The organism is Fulvivirga marina, from assembly GCF_016775155.1.
In the GTDB taxonomy this organism is placed as follows: domain Bacteria; phylum Bacteroidota; class Bacteroidia; order Cytophagales; family Cyclobacteriaceae; genus Fulvivirga; species Fulvivirga marina.
On the sequence record NZ_JAEUGD010000061.1, the window covers coordinates 1 to 12,601 of the forward strand.

Below are 12,601 nucleotides of genomic sequence, written 5' to 3' on the forward strand. Positions count from 1 at the left end.
AAAAAGGCTGGCGATAGAATTTTCGCCAGCCTTTCTTTTGAGAGACTTTTGAGACAGCCTCTTTTTTGTTTCTAACCTGCGCTTCTTATTGACACGGACTGCAATGCAAAGGCTCATTGGTATCACATGGTCTATGCGTATACCAATTGTTAGGGTTACAAGAGTCATATGTACCTCCTCCTCCGCCACCGCCGCCATCGTCAGGGCATCCTGCCCACCCAGCGGTACATCCATAGGTAAGATACCCTCCTTTAATGGTTTGAGCATTATCACTCAGTTCTTGAGTAACAAAGCTTTTAACTTTTAGCTCTCCAATTTTAAGTTTCTTTTTCTTCATGGTAATGAATTTTAACTAATCTAATCATTTCAATTATTTTAAAATTAAAAAAGAAAAGTTCAATTACTTAGAAGAAAAATATCAAATTAAACCAACAACTTACATACGTAAGATGCATTAACAAGTCGTTCAAGATTTAAAAAGAGCAAGCTTAATAGGGTTTAATTACCCAGCTCAAGCTGGTTTTTAACAAGGCGATAGTAATCCCCTCTCTTCGCAGTCAACTCTGCATGTGTACCTATTTCAGTAATATGACCTTTATCGAGTACAATGATCTGATCTGCATTCTTTACTGTACTTAAACGGTGTGCCACTACAATTACAGTACGACCTACAAAAAAGCGGTCAAGGTTTTCCATGATAACTTTTTCGTTATTAGCATCTAGGGCATTAGTAGCCTCGTCAAAGTATATGTATTCAGGACTTTTGTACACCGCTCTGGCGATCAGTATTCTCTGTTTTTGCCCCTGACTCAAGCCATGCCCATCATTACCGATCTTGGTGTTGTACCCCAATGGAAGTGACTCTATGAACTCCTGTATGTTGGCGACCTTTACAGCATAGAGTAGCTTTTCTTTATTGATATAGTCATCCTTAATCGATATATTCTTTGCTATGGTATCAGAGAATATAAATCCATCTTGCAATACAGCCCCACATTTATCTCTCCATAATCTGTTACTATAGTTATTCAAATTAATATCACCAAGCCTGATCTCGCCCTGCGAAGGCTCGTAAAACTTAAGCAAGAGCTTAACCAAAGTTGTTTTTCCGCTTCCACTAGCCCCTACAATAGCAGTAACTTTGCCTTCTGGAATTTCAAGACTAATATCCTTTAAGGCATACTCCGAATGAGGGCCTTCATACTGGAAAGATACATTGTCCAATTTTAAGGATTTATCTTCAGGGAAGATAGTAATTTTCTCTTCGTTGATATCCTCTTCATCTTCCTGACCATGAATTTCTCCAAGCCTTTCCAAGCTTATCTTTGCATCCTGCGCCGTATGGATAAAGCCTACCAACTGATTAATGGGAGCGTTCAACTGGCCTATGATATACTGGATGGCCAACATCATACCCAGTGTAATATCTCCATCAATAACAGCCTTTGCTGCCAAAAACGTTATTACAATATTTTTAAGCTCATTGATAAATGAAGAACCGGCCTCCTGGTATTGGTTCAGGGCCAGCCCACTAATACTTACTTTGAACAGTTTTGCCTGTATCCTCTCCCACTCCCAACGCTTTTGCTTTTCGCTATTATGCAACTTAATTTCCTGCATACCAGTAATCAACTGGATTAGGTTACTTTGGTTGCTTGACATCTGATCAAAGCGTTTGTAATCCAGATCTCGCCTCTTCTTCATAAAGATCATGATCCAAGCCATGTAAATAGCACTACCTATAAAAAAGATCGTGAAGATCTTTAAATCATAAACGGCCAGCACAACCCCAAAAATAATGAGGTTGATGAATGAGAAAAGAATATTTAAAGTTGAAGAGGTCAGAAATGATTCTATCCTGCTATGATCACCAATTCGCTGAAGCAAATCACCAATCATTTTGGTATCGAAGAACGAAACTGGAAGTCGCATCAGCTTGATCAGAAAATCAGAAAGAATAGAAATGTTTATCCTTGTACCCAAATGAAGCAGTATCCAGCCCCTTATAAACTCAACGGCTGTTCTACTAAAGAATAACATCAACTGAGCTATCAAAATGAGGGTAACAAAGTTCAGGTCCTGATTTTGTATCCCTATATCAACAATAGACTGCGTTAAAAAAGGAAAAATCAGCTGAAGTATACTTCCCACCAGCATACCTATAAAAAGCTGGGTAATGAACTTCCTGTAAGGTCTTAAGTACTTGAAAAGAAAATGAAACCCTGACTTATTTACTTTTTCATCTTCAGTAGTATAGAAGTCCGGCGCTGGCTCCATCAAAAGAACAACACCTATCTCCTGACCGTTATCCGTATCGCTTAGCCAGCCATCAAGGAACTCTTCCTTGGTCAATCTAACCAGTCCATGCGCTGGATCAGAGACGAGCACGTAATTCTTCTTAAACCCATAGACCACTATAAAGTGCTGTTGTCTCCAGTGGGCTATAAAAGGCGTGGGAGCTTCCTCCTTTAATTTATCAAAGGGAATCTTGGCCGCGAGGGTACGAAAACCAATAGACTCCGCAGCATCACTAATACCCAACAAAGAAACCCCCTCTCTGGTAATATAGCTCTTATCCCTGAGTGTTTGTAGGGAGTAACTTTTGCCATAATATTTGGCAATTATCCTTAAACAGGTAGGACCGCAGTCCATGGCATCCAGTTGTCGATAATGTGGGAATTTCTTTAGCATAGGTCGATTAAAAGAGTCGTGAACTTACTAAATTGGTTTTAGTATGCCAAGATTTTATAGGAGTTGAAAATGATAATACACTGTTTTCTGGTATAAGAACCTTGAAAAGAGAAGAATATCCCTACAAATGGGGATATCACTCCGTAATGCTTTCCCTGTTCACCATTAGCCCTTTAAAAAGGCTCATATGAAATTTCTATTACACAAGTAAGATTAAAGACACAATTTGTTATGCATTCATAACAAATTGTGCTTTCTTCGCCATTTACCTAAACATTTTTAACCTAACCTAAAATTATGATGAAAAAACTTTTATCAGTATTATCTATCGGGCTTTATCTGATAGTATTTACAGCATGTGATGAAAATGAAGTAAAACCCGAGTCTTCAAATCAAAGTCAAGATCCATCATTGGACGCTGTGGCTCAAAATATTGCTGAGTTATTAAATGAAGATGAATCTTTCAACAGTTTTACAGCCGTGCTCGAGCAACAGGCTGTAGGTATTAAGCTGGCTGAAGTACTTACAATGATTGACGCTAATCAAAAAGATGGCTCTTCTCTTTCTAACTTAAAAGCTTCAGCTCAATACTATGACAATCAACTAAAAACAAATGAAGCCCCTGAAGTGGTAGAGATACCCGAGGTATGGCTTTATAAGCCTGAAGGAGCAAGTGTAAACAAGAAGGATATCTTAGTGGCTTACCCTCCTACTGGCAAAGAAGAAGACTGGACAAAGGTAAAGGCTTATACGCTTGACAAAAAAGTAGTATACCTAGACCCTAACAAAGAGCCTAATGTACCTGTAGTAGTTGTAGATAACCATGGCTTTGAAGCATTCAAAGTGGAAGTTAGCTATATCAACAAGCAATTGAAGGAAGCTGGTTTCCAGAAAAAGATGTTATCATCGAAAGTTACATCCAAAACTGCTGCTGCCGGTTTAGAAACTACAAAACTGAACAAAATCAGACTTAACGATGATGAAGAGCCATGGATAAGCGGTTCTGCTGAAATTTATGCTGTTACCTCTGGTATAAGAAACAGCAGCAATGAGGCTGAGGTTGCTGTTATTCCTATGTACTACCTTGACAAAGAAGACAAAGACTATTACCCTAATCAGATTATGCTTTTCTGGGATGACTACGCTTACCAGGCTGCAAACATTCAGCTTTTCGAAAAAGATGACAACCATAACTATCAGGACATGGTGTCTATGCTTGTGAAGGAATTAAGTTCACTAGCAGGAACTTTAAGCGGACACACTTGGATCACTGCATTAGGAGTAATTGGTGCAGCTATAGTAGATGCTATACCTGCCAGCTTCTGGACTAATGATGATGATTATGTTGACTCTTTCTATACCATAGAAAAAAATAAGTACTACACTAACTATTACGGAGCAAGAGGAAATGCAAAAGTTAATATGAGCCCTTATTTTATACCTGCCAACTAAGGCAATCAGGCTCATTTAATGAATAAAAAATGCCACTGAACAATTTCAGTGGCATTTTTTTATTTTGAGTTATGACCTTGGAGTTAACCTTATATATGGAATTGCTCCTTAATATTCTCCGTAACAACTTTACCATCAAACAGATTGATAACCCTGTGGGCATAGTTTGCATCATAAGGCGAGTGAGTTACCATGATGATTGTTGTTCCCTCCTCATTCAACTCGGCTAAAAGTTTCATTACTTCTTCACCGTTTGCTGAATCCAGGTTACCCGTAGGCTCATCCGCAAGTATAACTTTAGGTTTAGCAACAATAGCACGGGCAATAGCCACCCTTTGCTGCTGACCTCCTGAAAGCTGCTGAGGAAAATGGTTTCTTCTGTGCATGATATTCATTCTTTCCAGCACTTCCTCCACCCTTTGCTTTCTTTCTGCAGAAGGAACTTTCAAATATAATAATGGAAGCTCTACGTTTTCAAACACTGTCAACTCATCTATCAGGTTAAAGCTTTGGAATACAAAACCAATAGACCCCTTACGAAGCTGTGCACGCTGACGCTCAGAGTAATGAGACACCTCATGCTCTCCGAAATAGTATTCCCCATCTGAAGGGTTATCCAAAAGTCCAAGAATATTCAACAATGTAGATTTTCCACATCCGGAAGGTCCCATTATAGCGACAAACTCTCCTTCTTTAATTTCTATGTTTATACTATTCAGAGCAGTAGTTTCAACTTCATCCGTAGTATAAACCTTTTGTAAATTTTTAATTTTTATCATGGCATAAGTGTTTTAATGATTATCTATTAATCAGTTTTGACCTTTATTATTTCTATTGTAATACTAGTACTTCATTGTCTCCGAAATTATCGTAGCTGGATGTAATAACACGATCACCAGGCTCAAGTCCTTCCAACACCTCAAAGTGTTCGGTATTTTTCCTTCCAAGCCTTATGCTTCTTTTCTCTGCCTTAGTTCCGTCTTCACTCACTACAAATACCCAATTACCTCCGGTATCTTTATAAAAACCACCTACAGGCAGTAGCAACTCTTCTGAAGATTGCCCTAACTCAATTCTCAACCTAAGTGACTGACCTCTTCTAATACCCTCTGGAGCTTCTCCATCAAACTCCATATCTACTTCGAACCTACCATTGGTGATAGTTGGATAAATATAAGTTATTTTTAAACGGTAATCTTTACCTGCAAAGGTTGTTGTAGCACTAAGTCCAGTTGAAATTCTTGGCAAATATAGTTCGTCTATTGGCACCCTTACTTTATAGCTCCCCACTCTATCAACCTGCCCCAACCGCTGACCAGATGTAACTGCTTGCCCTTCAAAGAGTGGTTGTGTAGAAAGTTGCCCTTCTATTGGTGATTTAATGATTAAATTATCCAATATCTGCCCTACACCTTCAAGACTTTGGGTCATCCTTCTTTCTGAGGTATTAAGCTGCCCCAGTTGTCTGATTCTTGAAAGCGAGTCATTTCTATAGCTGGCATAGGTAATATCTCTTCTCTTTAAGTTGTACTCGTAATCAGCTGCTGTCTGTTCAAAATCCTGCTTTGATATCAGCTTTTTATCAAACAGCATTTTTTGCCTTTTAAACTGCGGCTCAAGTTTCTCAATCTGATTATCAATTAAAGCCAGTGTTTGCTGCTGCTGAAGGTCGTTTTGTTCAAGTTGCAGCCGGGTTTGTCTTAGCCTGTTTATACTTTCATTCAAGCTTGCTTCCTGCGTCAACACACTTAACTCTCTGTTAAGGTTTGATAGCTCCACAATTACATCACCTTTTTTCAACATCGCACCACTTTCGGCATGAACCTTTTTAATTGTTCCTCCTTCAATAGCATCCAGATAAAAGGTGACACTTGGCTCAACAGTACCTGTCTGGGGTATAAATTCAAGAAAAACACCTCTTTTTACTGTGGCTACGGTTAATTTTTCTTGTTCCACATTCAAGCGGGATCTTCTGTCTGCAAAAAACAGTAAATATGCCATAAATCCCACAACGCCCACTGCGCCAAGTATCGTTGCTATGCGTTTAAATGTCCAGGTCTTCTTTTTAATTTTTCTATCCATTAGGAGTATCTGTTAACATCAGTTTCTACAATTCGATATAGCATTTGCCAACAAGTGTGCCAATTCAATCTCAATAGAAGAAAAGGGCCTCAGCTCGTTTTCAGAGTCCGCTAACGTTCATTCATGAACGTGACCGTCCGCCACCGAACATTTTTAATCACACAGTTTAGGACAGTTGATTTTTTTTATTTAACATAAACCCTCCAAATAAATGGATCAGAACCAATTAAGTGAAATAACACCGTTCGGAGCCATAAACGGTATTAACTTTGTCTGATAATGAGACGGTTAAGCTCATAAATAAATACATATGGTAGAAAAGAACAGCAAAACAGGAAAAATCCTGATCGTAGATGACAACGAAGACCTATTAAAAGCCGCTAAAATCTTTCTTAAAAGACACTTCCTGCAAGTGGATCTGGAAAAGAACCCTGAAGTTATCCCCTCCCTCCTGCACAACGAAAACTATGATGTAATACTACTCGACATGAACTTCACCAAAGATGTCAGCAGTGGAAAGGAAGGATACTACTGGCTTGAAAAAATACTTGAAATTGACCCTTCGGCAGTGGTAGTGCTAATAACCGCGTACGGTGATGTACAGATGGCTGTCAAAGCCATCAAAGCCGGAGCTACTGATTTCGTACTCAAGCCTTGGGAAAATGAAAAACTACTTGCTACGTTATTCTCTGCTATGAGGCTAAGGGAGTCGCGCCTTGAAATAGAAGACCTTAGAACAAGGCAAAAGCAAATCAACTTGCAGATCAACAATAAATATCATGACATCATTGGTCAAAGTGCTGCTATCCATAAAGTATTTGAAACGATAGACCGTGTTGCAGTCACTGATGCCAATGTATTGATCCTGGGCGAAAATGGAACCGGAAAAGAGTTAGTAGCCAGAGCTATCCATAAAAACTCAGGAAGAAAAGATCAGGTATTTGTCAACGTAGATCTGGGTTCAGTAAGCGAAACACTATTTGAAAGCGAACTATTCGGTCACAAAAAAGGAGCTTTTACAGATGCTAAGGAAGATAGGTCAGGGCGATTCGAAATAGCGAATGGAGGTACCCTCTTCCTTGATGAGATCGGCAACTTATCTATGCCTCTACAGGCAAAGCTATTAACCGTACTTCAGAGCAGAAAAGTAAGCCGTGTAGGTGCTAATAAAGAAACTAATATTGATATCCGTCTAGTGTGCGCCACCAACATGCCTTTATACGACATGGTCAAAGAGAACAAATTCAGACAAGATCTGCTTTATAGGATAAACACCATCGAAATTGAGCTTCCCCCACTTAGAGAACGGCTTGAAGATATCCCTTTACTTGCTAATCACTTCCTTGAACACTACAGCAAAAAGTACAATAAACATGTAAGCAAAATCAGCGATGCCGCCGTCAGCAGAATGCAGAAACACAGCTGGCCCGGAAATATCAGGGAAATACAACACGCAATAGAACGTGCCGTAATTATGAGCAACTCACAGGTGCTTCAGCCTGAAGATTTTAACCTCAATGCCCAAACTCAGTCTACCCCAGAGGGTGACAATGTAATGTTGGACCAGTTTAAGCTTGAAGATGTAGAAAAAATACTTATCCGCAAAGTACTTAAAAAGTACAATGGCAATATTACCCAAGCAGCATCTGAGCTTGGACTTACCCGCTCTTCATTGTATCGCAGATTAGAAAAATATGGGCTTTAAAGACTTCAGGCTTCGTGTAGCATTCCGAGTAATCCTTATTGGACTCACCATGGCCCTATTGGTCTACTCCGCTCAGTTTAAAACCATGTTGATAACAACCGGGCTACTGGTTATCGTGGTTCTTATTGAATTGTTCGAACTCTACAGCTTTATATCCAGAACCAACAGAAAGCTCACCCGGTTCCTTGAATCGGTTAAATACTCCGATTTTGTGTCAGGGTTTTCTGCTGATAACAAATTAGGACAGAGTTTCAAAGATCTAAACCTGGCATTCAACGAAGTTTTGGAAGCCTTTAGAAAGGCTCGGGCCGAAAAAGAAGAACACCTTCAGTACCTCAATACTATCGTAGAACATGTAAGCACAGGTCTGCTGTCATTTGATGATGAAGGCAATGTAGGTTTAATGAATGCAACAGCCAAAAAATTTCTAAAAGTAGACCGGCTACGTAATATAGATGAACTCATAGAAAAGCAATCCAGACTCTATAAAGCCCTGTTTGACCTACCCCCTGGCAAAAGTACACTCTTTAGAATTGAAGGGGATATTCAATTGGCAATACATGCAACCGAGCTTATACTGCGGGCCAAGAAGCTAAAGCTAGTAGCTTTACAAAACATCCAACCTGAACTACAAAAGAAGGAATTAGAAGCCTGGCAAAACTTAACTAAGGTATTGCGGCACGAAATCATGAACTCTATCACACCTATTGCCTCTCTAACTTCAACGATGAAAGATATACTTATCGAAGACCTTGATGAGGTAGATGGGAAATATGAACTTAACGAGGAAGCCGTAGAAGACCTTCAGGATGGCCTTGGAACCATTGAAAACAGAAGCCAAGGACTGATAAGGTTTATCGATGCCTATAGGGATTACACATCAATACCTCTTCCAAAAATAAAACCTATCAAGATCGCTCACCTTCTTGAACATGTTTCCCAACTTATGAAGGTAGAGCTTAGAAGAGCAAAAATAGACTTCTCCTGTGAGGTCTCTCACCCTGAACTAGAGCTGAACATAGACGAGGAACTCATAGAACAAGTACTGATTAACTTACTAAAAAATGCTATTGAAGCTATTGAAGAAACGGCAACTCCCAGGATAGAACTCAAAACTTATACCGACATGGAAGGTCATTCAAAAATCACGGTTACCGATAACGGACATGGTATAATTATGGAGGCTATAGATCAAATATTCATCCCCTTCTATTCTACAAAAAAAAGAGGATCTGGTATTGGCTTAAGCCTCTCGAGACAAATCATGCAGCTTCACAACGGAACACTCACGGTTGAGTCAGAACCCAACAAATTCACTTCATTTACCTTATCCTTTTAGGGAGATTTTTAAAACCAGTTTCTTTTTCCATTGAGGTAAGGCTTCCACTCTTCACAATGAAAACCGGAAAAGTCTCTAAGGAACATCACGTAGGTAGGTCTAAATGGTTTTACTTTTAACTTAATCCCTGCCTCATCAGGTGTATTATCTCCCTTTCTGGCATTGCACCTTTTGCAGGCCGTTACCAGGTTGTTCCAAGCTGATCTTCCTCCCTTTGACCTGGGTGTAACATGATCCAATGTCAGATCTCGGTCAGCACCACAGTACTGACAGGAAAAACTATCCCGCTTAAATACATTTTGCCTGGTAAGTGCTACTCCCTTATAAGGAACATTAACATACTTGGTTAGCCTAATAACCGAAGGCATAGGAAAGCTCTGAGATACAGAATTTATTCTGTACCCATTAGCAGCCTCGACCAATTCAGTCTTTCTGAGATAAGTCAGTAAAAAAGCGCGTTGAACCGTGCAGACTGATATGGGGCTGTTATCCTGATTCAGTACCAATACCTTGCGGTTCATCCTATTAAGATAAACCCAATATGGTATTAAACCAAAACCGCCTGTAAAATTATTCTTTAATCACTCGCCTGAGCAAGGAGAATTTATGTGTTACCAGTCCCGATTGTGCATCTACAATACCCCGGGCATCCAAATCATCTATCCTTACGCGACCTGAGGCGTGGATAATCTGATTACCCCCTAACACAATACCCACATGTGTAATACTTTCATTCTTCCCTGAAAAAAATGCCAAATCCCCTGGCTTGCACTCATCAAGTGTAGGCACTGCAACTCCCTTACTTACCTGCTGGGAAGCATCTCTGGGTAAAGAATAGCCACAAATACGGAAAACATTCTGTACCAAGCCAGAACAGTCGATTCCAAATGGAGACCTTCCTCCCCATGCATAAGGAGCATTGAGATATTTTTTAGCAACCTGCTTAAGGTAATCAAACTCACGTTTCTGACTCAGGCTCTTACTTTCTCCATTAAAGGCCAACTGTTCCTCCATTTTAAAGAGTTCATTCGTAGATATCGGCAGTATACTACCGATTACTATACTGATATGATGTTTGTTATAAAGTATACTGGAAGTAAGATCTGTGCATATCTTATAATCAGATCCATTTATTTGGTTAAAATAGGCATCTGAAATAGGGTAATATTGCTTCACATCTATCCAGCCAACATACTTATCAAAGTACATTTCCACTCTTAACCACTTCCTATCTTCAGAAACCTCAATAATTGTATAATGGTCTCCAAACAATAGTTGTGTAACCTGTTCCGATTTATCACTGGCCTGAGCCCTTACAGGAACCACACTTAGCCGGCAAATGCCTTTCTCACCTATTTCCATAGCAGATTAGTACTTAATGCGTTCAAGCTCACGTTTAACATCTTTTTCTTTGATGCTATCCCTTTTATCATGAAGTTTTTTACCCTTAGCAACCGCTATTTCGAGCTTAGCCAGCCCTCGGTCATTAATAAAGAGTCTGGAGGGAATGATTGTCAATCCTTTCTCATTGATCTGACTCTCCAACTTTCCTAACTCTCTTTTATGTAACAGCAACTTTCTTTCACGTGTAGTTTCATGATTATAAAACGACCCCTGAGCATAAGGAGAAATATGAATCCCTTTAACATAAAGCTCTCCCCGATTGAAATAACAGTAACCATCCATAAGGTTAACCTTACCTTCTCTAATTGATTTAATTTCAGTTCCTTTTAAAGCAATCCCTGCAACATAAGTGTCCAGAAACTCATATTCATGTCGAGCTTTTCGATTCTTAATATTAATATTATTTGAAAATCTTGACTTTTCTTTTGCCATAGTGACTCAAAGGTAGAGAATGTTTGTAACTTTAAAATTATTGAAGCCGTGATTTATCAGAATTTTTAATCACACTTTTCACGCATCTGCAGCCCTTTCAAATATTTCTTTGATCTTAGATTTAGGTAGCACTTTCTGCCCTGTAAAGCCTACAGCTACCAGTCTATTTTCTACACGGGCCCTATAAGAGCATAACAACTCATTTTTCTCAATACTTTCAACAGTAGCTTCTATGCTTAAAGTTTCACCGACAAATGCAGGGCCTCTGTGATTTATTTCAAGTCTTGTTCCAATCCCCTCCTCTGTTTCCTCCTTCATCTCCAAAATAAAAAGCCGTGTAGACCATTCTATCTCTCTGGCTAAAGAAAAGGTAGAACAAACTTCATGTACCACTTCACCGCTAAAAGCAGCTACATCCTGCTTTGTAATTTGAACAGTATAAAGCTTTTTATCACCAGGCTTAAAGATAGGTTTCATTATATCATATTTTCATTCGCGCCTCCGGACTCACATCCAATGGGCTAAAATGTCCAGTGAGATATTTATAATGTGCAGCCATTGCAATCATACCTGCATTATCAGTACAATATTGAAAATCAGGAATATAAACATTCCACCTTTTTTCATTGGCAAGACTTGTAAGCTCAGCTCTTAACCCACTATTAGCAGAAACACCACCGGCAATAGCAATTTCCTTAATACCAGTTTCATTACTGGCTCTTTTTAATTTCTGCATAAGCATTTTCACCAAACTATACTGGAGGCTCGCACAAATATCATTAACGTTCTTTTTTACAAAATCAGGATCTTTTGCCTTATTATCTCTTAAAAAATAAAGAAATGCTGTTTTAATACCACTAAAAGAAAAGTTAAGTCCCTGCATTTCCGTATCCGGGAACTCATAAGCTTTGGGATTGCCCTCCTTGGCATATTTATCTATTAATGGGCCTCCTGGATAAGGAAACTCCAAGAGTTTAGCACATTTATCAAACGCTTCTCCTACGGCATCATCCTGAGTCTCACCAATCACCTCCATTTCAAGAAAATCATTAACCAAAACTATTTGGGTATGCCCTCCACTTACTGTCAGACAGAGAAAAGGGAAACGCGGCTTAGGGTCATCAATAAAATGAGCCAGTATATGTGCCTGCATGTGATTAACCTCAATGAGCGGTATATTTAAACCCATAGCCATTGACTTAGCAAATGAAGTTCCTACCAACAATGCTCCAAGTAACCCCGGCCCACGGGTAAAAGCTATTGCGTTAAGGTCACCCATATTAACCCCAGCATCATCCATAGCAGTTTTCACCACAGGTACTATATTTTGTTGGTGCGCTCTGGAAGCCAGTTCGGGAACTACTCCTCCATATTTTTTGTGTACTGATTGCGTTGCAATTATATTATTGACTACTTTGCCATTTTTAATAATTGCAGCGGATGTCTCATCGCAAGATGATTCTATGGCAAGTATGGTAGGCTTCATTGTTTTTTAA

Annotated in this window: 12 protein-coding genes and 1 pseudogene; 3 read left to right on the top strand and 10 right to left on the bottom strand. The window is 39.3% G+C overall.

Annotated features, from left to right (window positions below):
• The 3 genes and pseudogenes from JMN32_RS27390 to JMN32_RS18400 all read right to left on the bottom strand — a co-directional run.
• The coding region (locus JMN32_RS27390) for a hypothetical protein (protein WP_238354545.1) at positions 1-267 on the bottom strand (267 nt) is incomplete at its 3' end.
• 16 nt (positions 268-283) lie between these two features.
• Positions 284-337, bottom strand: a pseudogene (locus JMN32_RS27395) (pinensin family lanthipeptide); the annotation flags it as partial.
• Positions 338-498: 161 nt separating this feature from the next.
• The gene (locus JMN32_RS18400) at positions 499-2,691 is read right to left on the bottom strand and encodes a peptidase domain-containing ABC transporter (protein ID WP_202857837.1); all 2,193 of its coding nucleotides are present in this window, start codon (positions 2,689-2,691) and stop codon (positions 499-501) included.
• A 297-nt stretch (positions 2,692-2,988) separates the two neighbouring features.
• Between JMN32_RS18400 and JMN32_RS18405 the strand changes: the two genes are divergently transcribed.
• The gene (locus JMN32_RS18405) at positions 2,989-4,143 is read left to right on the top strand and encodes a DUF3103 family protein (RefSeq protein WP_202857838.1); all 1,155 of its coding nucleotides are present in this window, start codon (positions 2,989-2,991) and stop codon (positions 4,141-4,143) included.
• Positions 4,144-4,232: 89 nt separating this feature from the next.
• On the opposite strand, the gene JMN32_RS18410 is transcribed toward JMN32_RS18405, so the two are convergent.
• Positions 4,233-4,922, bottom strand: a complete 690-nt coding sequence (locus tag JMN32_RS18410) for an ABC transporter ATP-binding protein (protein WP_202857839.1) — start codon at positions 4,920-4,922, stop codon at positions 4,233-4,235.
• A 52-nt stretch (positions 4,923-4,974) separates the two neighbouring features.
• On the bottom strand, positions 4,975-6,225 hold the full coding sequence (locus JMN32_RS18415; RefSeq protein ID WP_202857840.1) for an efflux RND transporter periplasmic adaptor subunit: 1,251 nt from the start codon (positions 6,223-6,225) through the stop codon (positions 4,975-4,977).
• Between the two features lie 310 nt (positions 6,226-6,535).
• Between JMN32_RS18415 and JMN32_RS18420 the strand changes: the two genes are divergently transcribed.
• Positions 6,536-7,930: a sigma-54-dependent transcriptional regulator gene (locus tag JMN32_RS18420; RefSeq protein WP_202857841.1), complete on the top strand. Its 1,395-nt coding sequence runs from the start codon at positions 6,536-6,538 to the stop codon at positions 7,928-7,930.
• Complete coding sequence (locus tag JMN32_RS18425; RefSeq protein WP_202857842.1) at positions 7,920-9,269, top strand: sensor histidine kinase; 1,350 nt, start codon at positions 7,920-7,922, stop codon at positions 9,267-9,269. The genes JMN32_RS18420 and JMN32_RS18425 overlap by 11 nt, the downstream gene beginning before the upstream one ends.
• 8 nt (positions 9,270-9,277) lie before the next feature.
• Here JMN32_RS18425 and JMN32_RS18430 read toward each other — a convergent pair whose 3' ends face one another.
• The 5 genes from JMN32_RS18430 to tsaD form a co-directional block, all read right to left on the bottom strand.
• Positions 9,278-9,790 (bottom strand): HNH endonuclease, encoded by a 513-nt coding sequence (locus tag JMN32_RS18430; protein WP_202857843.1) that lies wholly within the window; start codon positions 9,788-9,790, stop codon positions 9,278-9,280.
• Between the two features lie 49 nt (positions 9,791-9,839).
• Positions 9,840-10,631, bottom strand: coding sequence for a C40 family peptidase (locus tag JMN32_RS18435; protein ID WP_202857844.1), 792 nt, complete (start codon positions 10,629-10,631; stop codon positions 9,840-9,842).
• 6 nt (positions 10,632-10,637) lie between these two features.
• Entirely contained in the window at positions 10,638-11,105 is a 468-nt protein-coding gene (gene smpB / locus JMN32_RS18440) for an SsrA-binding protein SmpB (protein ID WP_202857845.1), read from the bottom strand.
• Positions 11,106-11,183: 78 nt separating this feature from the next.
• Complete coding sequence (locus tag JMN32_RS18445; protein ID WP_202857846.1) at positions 11,184-11,582, bottom strand: thioesterase family protein; 399 nt, start codon at positions 11,580-11,582, stop codon at positions 11,184-11,186.
• 4 nt (positions 11,583-11,586) lie between these two features.
• Positions 11,587-12,591, bottom strand: coding sequence for a tRNA (adenosine(37)-N6)-threonylcarbamoyltransferase complex transferase subunit TsaD (gene tsaD / locus JMN32_RS18450; RefSeq protein ID WP_202857847.1), 1,005 nt, complete (start codon positions 12,589-12,591; stop codon positions 11,587-11,589).
• Positions 12,592-12,601: the final 10 nt, after the last annotated feature.

Bases quoted from the DNA above. Each gene is read 5' to 3' on its own strand.
- JMN32_RS18435 (WP_202857844.1), bottom strand. From the start codon at position 10,631: ATGGAAATAGGTGAGAAAGGCATTTGCCGGCTAAGTGTGGTTCCTGTA.
- JMN32_RS18410 (WP_202857839.1), bottom strand. From the start codon at position 4,922: ATGATAAAAATTAAAAATTTACAAAAGGTTTATACTACGGATGAAGTT.
- tsaD (WP_202857847.1), bottom strand. From the start codon at position 12,591: ATGAAGCCTACCATACTTGCCATAGAATCATCTTGCGATGAGACATCC.
- JMN32_RS18400 (WP_202857837.1), bottom strand. From the start codon at position 2,691: ATGCTAAAGAAATTCCCACATTATCGACAACTGGATGCCATGGACTGC.
- JMN32_RS18415 (WP_202857840.1), bottom strand. From the start codon at position 6,225: ATGGATAGAAAAATTAAAAAGAAGACCTGGACATTTAAACGCATAGCA.
- JMN32_RS18405 (WP_202857838.1), top strand. From the start codon at position 2,989: ATGATGAAAAAACTTTTATCAGTATTATCTATCGGGCTTTATCTGATA.
- JMN32_RS18430 (WP_202857843.1), bottom strand. From the start codon at position 9,790: ATGAACCGCAAGGTATTGGTACTGAATCAGGATAACAGCCCCATATCA.
- JMN32_RS18425 (WP_202857842.1), top strand. From the start codon at position 7,920: ATGGGCTTTAAAGACTTCAGGCTTCGTGTAGCATTCCGAGTAATCCTT.
- JMN32_RS18445 (WP_202857846.1), bottom strand. From the start codon at position 11,582: ATGAAACCTATCTTTAAGCCTGGTGATAAAAAGCTTTATACTGTTCAA.
- smpB (WP_202857845.1), bottom strand. From the start codon at position 11,105: ATGGCAAAAGAAAAGTCAAGATTTTCAAATAATATTAATATTAAGAAT.
- JMN32_RS18420 (WP_202857841.1), top strand. From the start codon at position 6,536: ATGGTAGAAAAGAACAGCAAAACAGGAAAAATCCTGATCGTAGATGAC.